Source organism: Neisseria sp. HMSC065D04, from assembly GCF_001815675.1.
GTDB lineage: Bacteria > Pseudomonadota > Gammaproteobacteria > Burkholderiales > Neisseriaceae > Neisseria.
The window spans coordinates 1-5716 of the sequence record NZ_KV821480.1 but is presented as its reverse complement, the minus strand read 5'-3'; the positions used below and the strand labels follow the sequence as shown (position 1 = coordinate 5716).

Sequence of the window (5716 nt, the reverse complement as noted above, 5' to 3'; positions counted from 1 at the left end):
TTGTCCTGATTTAAATTTAATCCACTATATTATTCTGATTTGCAGCGGCATGATGTTCATGTTTCGCAAAAAATTTCAGACGACCCCAAATTCTCATCCGAGGTCGTCTGAACATCAAACATCTTTTAAAACGGGAATCAGCGTTTGCTCTTCGCTTGGCACTCGCCGCACACGCCGTACATATAAAGCGCATGGTCAACGATGCGGTAGCCGTTTTCTTCCGCGATTTTGTCTTGCAAGGCCTCGATTTCAGGATTGTGGAATTCCGTTACCTCGCCGCATTTCACGCAGACGATATGGTCGTGGTGGTCGCCTTTGTCCAATTCGTAAACCGCCTTGCCGGTTTCAAAATGGTGGCGCTGCAAAATGCCTGCCTGCTCGAACTGGGTCAACACGCGGTAAATCGTCGCTACGCCGATTTCCACACCCTCTTCCAGCAAAATACGGTACACATCTTCGGCACTCAAATGCTCTTCAGCATGCGACTCGAACAAATCCAAGATTTTCAAACGCGGACCGGTAACCTTCAAACCGCTGTCTTTCAATTGCGCAATATTGCTGAATTTTTCCATAATATTCAATATCCCTGTGAAGTAATAGACGTTATAATACGCAATTTCAGCCCGCTTGCCCACTATTACGCCATAGCGGTTTGCAATAAAACCACAAGTTTTGTTTGCATACAAACGATAGCCGGCTGAAATTATAATCAAAGAGATGATTATCGTTTGCTTTTTCAAAAAATTCAAGCAATGATACCCTTCCACCCGAATTCGAACAGAAAGGCATATCCGTGAACAAACCCCTCTGTCTTGCCCTCGTCGCCCTCATCGGACTTTCCGCATGCAGCGCCGAACGCGTTTCCCTGTTCCCCTCCTACAAACTCAAAGTCATCCAAGGCAACGAACTTGATCCCCGCGCCGTCGTCTCCCTTCAAGCAGGCATGAGCCGCGACCAAGTCCAACTCCTGCTCGGCACCCCGCTGCTGCGCGACGCATTCCATGCCGACCGTTGGGACTACACCTTCAATACTAGCCGCAACGGCATCATCAAAGACCGCAGCAACCTCACCGTTTATTTTGAAAACGACGTCCTTGTCCGCGCAGAAGGCGATGCCATCCAAAAATCCATCGAAACCCTCCAAGCCGAACAAAAAGCAGCCCAAACTGCACAATAATCATTAAGGAAACCGCATGAGCGCATTGAAAATCGCCATCGCCGGCGTCAACGGCCGCATGGGGCGCGTACTGGTTGAAGCCGTCAACAACCATCCCGACACCGTCCTCTCCGGCGCACTCGAACACGCCGGCTCCGAAGTCTTAGGCTTGGATGCAGGTTTCGCCTCCGGCATCAAAACCGGCATCGCCATTTCAGACGACGTTGACGCCGTCCTCGCCCAAAGCGACGTACTCATCGACTTCACCCGCCCCGAGCCGACCCTCAAACACCTGCAAAAATGCGTTGAAAAAGGCGTCAACATCATCATCGGCACCACCGGTTTCGACGACGCAGGCAAAGCCGCCATCCGAGCCGCAGGCGAAAAAACAGGTATCGTCTTCGCCGCCAACTTCAGCGTCGGCGTCAACCTCACCTTCCACATCCTCGACACCGTCGCCCGCGTCCTAAACGAAGGCTACGACATCGAAATCATCGAAGGCCACCACCGCCACAAAGTCGACGCCCCCAGCGGCACCGCCCTGCGCATGGGCGAAGTCATCGCCGACGCACTCGGCCGCGACCTCAAACAATGCGCCGTTTACGGCCGCGAAGGCCACACCGGCCCGCGCGATCCGTCCACCATCGGCTTCGCCACCGTCCGCGCAGGCGACATCGTCGGCGACCACACCGCCCTCTTCGCCACCGACGGCGAACGCGTCGAAATCACCCACAAAGCCAGCAGCCGCATGACCTTCGCCGCCGGCGCCGTCCGCGCCGCAGTTTGGGTCAACGGCAAAACAGGTTTGTACGATATGCAGGACGTTTTGGGATTGAAAAACCGCTAAAACCGTTTTCATCCGCATGACACAAAAAGGTCGTCTGAAAAATGTTTTTCAGACGACCTTTTGATTATTGATTGAAGACTGAACCGACCACCGTAGCTTATTGCTTACGCTTATCCCACCAAGCGAATAAGTTGCCCAAGACGGTTCCCGATACGGAGTGCCAGACGCAGGCGACGGCGGTGGCGACGGCGGATTCGGCGTTACCCGGGAAGAATTTGGCGCTCAGACCCGTGGCGAGACCGGCGTTTTGTACGCCGACTTCGATAGCGATGGTACGTTTTTTGGCGGTGTTCATACCGGTTAGCGCGCCGCTGTAATAGCCGAGGATGTAGCCGCCGATATTGTGTGCGGCAATGGCGAGCACCATAACTAAGGCAGATTCGGCAAAACGGTGGCCGTGGACGGCTGCGACGCCGCCGACGATGCAGGCAAAGGCGACAACGGCAACTGCAGGCATAATGGCGCGTACATCTTCAAACCAGTGTTTTTTGTGTAGCAAGATATTGGCGGCAGAACCGATAACGACGGGCAACAGGGTAACGAGCAACATAAACTTGAACATGCCCCAGCCATCCATTTCGACGGTTTGCCCGACAAGGTAAGTCATCCACAGCGGCGTCATAACGGGCGCGAGGACGGTGGAGACGGTGGTCATCCCGACTGAAAAGGCAACATCGCCTTTGGCAAGGAAACTCATGATGTTGGACGAAACCCCGCCCGGGCAAGTACCGACCAAAACCAGACCCAGCGTCAATCCGGGCGAAAGGTTGAAGGCTTTGGCGATACCGATGGCGAGCAGCGGCATAATGGTGTATTGGGCAACTGCGCCGATGAAAATATCGAGCGGGCGTTTAGCCAAAATTTGATAGTCTTCTTTGCCTAGAGTCATGCCCATGCCGAGCATAATGATGCCGAGTACGACGACTTGCGTGTCGCCTTTCACCCATGAAAAGGTAGCGGGTTCGATAAAGGCGACGATAGAGGCAAGGACTATAATCAGTGCGGTGAATCGGGTCATTTGCCGGCTGACGGCAGTCAGAAAGTTCATAGTTTGCTCCTTTGTAGGTTGTTATGTATGGCAGCGATTGCCATAATTTAACGGATATTAACTTTTCTATGCAACTCTGGCAACGATAGCGGAAGCAATCGGCAATTGAATAAATAAATGAATAGTCGGCACTATATTGCTGCTTATCTCTTACTGACAGAATCTAAATTTTCAGACAACCCCATCCAAACATCAAACAGTTCTTTTACCCACGCTGTGGCAATTCACGCCCTCCCATTTGTTTTTAAACCATTACAGTAGGCAATCCCGCCCTGCTACGCAGGATTTGTTACAATGTGCCTTTCTTTTTGTACTGCTCATCCATTATGACTGATTCCCAACCAAGCACTATGCAGCGGATTTTTTCGCGCAATATGTTGATTTGTATTTTTACGGGCTTCACATCGGGGCTGCCGCTTTATTTCCTGATTAACCTGATTCCTGCTTGGCTGCGCACCGAAAACATCGACCTGAAAACCATCGGTCTGATGTCTTTAATCGGTCTGCCGTTTACTTGGAAATTTATCTGGTCGCCCGTAATGGATGCCGTGCGCCCGCCCTTTCTCGGCCGCCGACGCGGTTGGATGCTGGTTACGCAAATCGGTCTGCTGCTGACCCTTGCTGCCTACGCATTCCTCAATCCGCACCAACACCTGCCCATCATCGTCGGCCTCTCCGTTGCCGTTGCTTTTTTTTCCGCCAGTCAGGATATCGTACTGGACGCCTTCCGCCGAGAAATCCTATCGGACAAAGAACTGGGTCTAGGCAACTCCATCCATGTCAATGCCTACCGCGTCGCCGCCCTCGTCCCCGGCTCGTTGAGCCTAATTTTGGCCGACATTATGCCGTGGAACAGCGTCTTCCTCATTACCTCCCTATTCATGCTGCCCGGTCTATTGATGACGCTGCTTCTTGCCCAAGAACCAGACATGCCGCCCACTGCACCGCGAACGCTGACTCAAACCGTAGTTGAACCGTTTCAAGAATTTTTCTCGCGCAAAGGCACAAAACAAGCCATCTTGGTGCTGTTATTCATCTTCCTATACAAACTCGGCGACAGCATGGCCACTGCACTGGCTACTCCGTTTTATCTCGACATGGGTTTCAGCAAAACCGACATCGGTCTGATTGCCAAAAACGCCGGTCTCTGGCCCGCCGTCATCGCCGGCATACTCGGCGGTATCTGGATGCTGAAACTCGGCGTCAACAAAGCCCTGTGGCTCTTCGGCGTCGTACAAATCGTTACTATCCTGGGCTTTGCCTGGCTGGCCGGCTTCGGCAAATTCGGTATCATTACCCTGACCGAAAAAACAATGCTCGCAGGCGTTATCAGCGCGGAGGCATTCGGTGTCGGATTGGGTACTGCCGCCTTTGTAGCCTACATGGCGCGCGAAACCAATCCCGCCTTTACCGCCACCCAACTTGCCCTGTTTACCAGTCTATCCGCCGTACCGCGCACGTTTATGAACGCATCAGCAGGTTTTCTGATTGAAAAGATGGGCTACGTCAATTTCTTCTGGCTATGTTTCATGTTGGGAATTCCTGGGATGTTGCTGCTATTTAAAGTTGCGCCTTGGAACGGAGATAAAAAAGAACAATCTGCTTAAATATGCCATCAAATTTAAAGGTCGTCTGAAAACCAATGTATCCGGTTTCAGACGACCTTTTTTGCAACGATGCAAATCAAGAATAGAGAAAACAGTCAAGCGGATACAAGACAGCAAACCGCAGATATGTTGGACTATCGTGGATTCAAATACAAATAAGCCAAGCCACGAGCCGCCATTTCTGGCACAGATATTTCCACTTCAGTTTACCCTTGCCCAACTTTCTCCATAACGCTACCGCCCTTCTGCAAATAGTTTTTAGTTTTGCTTGATGCCCGCCGTCTTATATCGACAATATACGAATCCGCTCTATTCGCAATTGCTTTCTTCACACTCCCTTCGTTCATATAAAAAGGTCGTCTGAAACCCTGTTTTGGATTTCAGACGACCTTGGCTTTGCTTCAGCTAAGAGCCGTTAGCTTACCACTGGTACAACGCACCTGCCCCGACACCGACGTGGCCGTCTGTGTTGGCAGAGAAGTTGCCTTTAACAACCCAGTTACCGCCGTCGCTCATCGCAGACACGCCGATTGCCATGGCGGATTGACCACCGTAGTAGCCGCTACCCACGCCGATACCGGTTGCACCCGGACGGGTTACTTGCGGAATCGAGCCTTGTGCAATCGCACCTGCCACGCCTGCGTAGGCTTTTTTACCGACGCGTTCGATGTTGTTTTGCAGGGCGTTACCCACGCCGGCGAGCTGGTTCAGGTTGACCGCATCGGTACCTTCTTTCGCCGGGGCGACGTTGGTGATGCGTTGTCCGCCGTTGTTCAGACCGATCGGGCTGAGGCTGACGGTATTCGCCGGATTATGGGCGGTCGGTGCAGCGATGCTGACACCTTGCGCGTTAACGGTTACACCGCCTGCGGTCACGCTGGTTACGTCGAGTTTATCGGCAGTAGCAACGTTGTAAACAGTCTGTCCGCTGTTGCCGGTGGTTTGGTTAACGACGACGTTCTTACCTGCGGTAACTTCGGTTTTCGCTGCTGTCGCTTGTGTCGCTACGTTGGCAATCGCCTGATTGGTGTAATACAACTGGCTGCCGTTGATCGCAT

6 protein-coding genes are annotated in these 5716 nt (G+C 52.4%); 3 read left to right on the top strand and 3 right to left on the bottom strand.

The genetic code is table 11. From position 1 onward, the window contains the following. Positions 1-137: 137 nt before the first annotated feature. A complete protein-coding gene (gene fur / locus HMPREF3050_RS01760) occupies positions 138-635 on the bottom strand; it encodes a ferric iron uptake transcriptional regulator (RefSeq protein ID WP_003766333.1) in 498 nt (165 codons plus the stop codon). Between the two features lie 158 nt (positions 636-793). Between fur and HMPREF3050_RS01755 the strand changes: the two genes are divergently transcribed. Further along, positions 794-1177 carry an outer membrane protein assembly factor BamE gene (locus HMPREF3050_RS01755; RefSeq protein WP_003780297.1) on the top strand — a complete coding sequence of 128 codons (384 nt, stop codon included), beginning with the start codon at positions 794-796 and terminating at the stop codon, positions 1175-1177. Positions 1178-1193: 16 nt separating this feature from the next. Next, complete coding sequence (gene dapB / locus HMPREF3050_RS01750; protein WP_070773233.1) at positions 1194-2003, top strand: 4-hydroxy-tetrahydrodipicolinate reductase; 810 nt, start codon at positions 1194-1196, stop codon at positions 2001-2003. A 97-nt stretch (positions 2004-2100) separates the two neighbouring features. Here the strand turns inward: dapB and HMPREF3050_RS01745 are convergent, their stop codons facing one another. Further along, positions 2101-3051, bottom strand: a complete 951-nt coding sequence (locus HMPREF3050_RS01745; protein WP_070773232.1) for a bile acid:sodium symporter family protein — start codon at positions 3049-3051, stop codon at positions 2101-2103. A 350-nt stretch (positions 3052-3401) separates the two neighbouring features. Here HMPREF3050_RS01745 and HMPREF3050_RS01740 point away from each other — a divergent pair, with 350 nt between their 5' ends. Next, complete coding sequence (locus tag HMPREF3050_RS01740) at positions 3402-4658, top strand: AmpG family muropeptide MFS transporter (RefSeq protein WP_210399903.1); 1257 nt, start codon at positions 3402-3404, stop codon at positions 4656-4658. 420 nt (positions 4659-5078) lie between these two features. Here the strand turns inward: HMPREF3050_RS01740 and HMPREF3050_RS01735 are convergent. Beyond that, the coding region (locus HMPREF3050_RS01735; protein WP_210399675.1) for a YadA family autotransporter adhesin at positions 5079-5716 on the bottom strand (638 nt) is incomplete at its 5' end.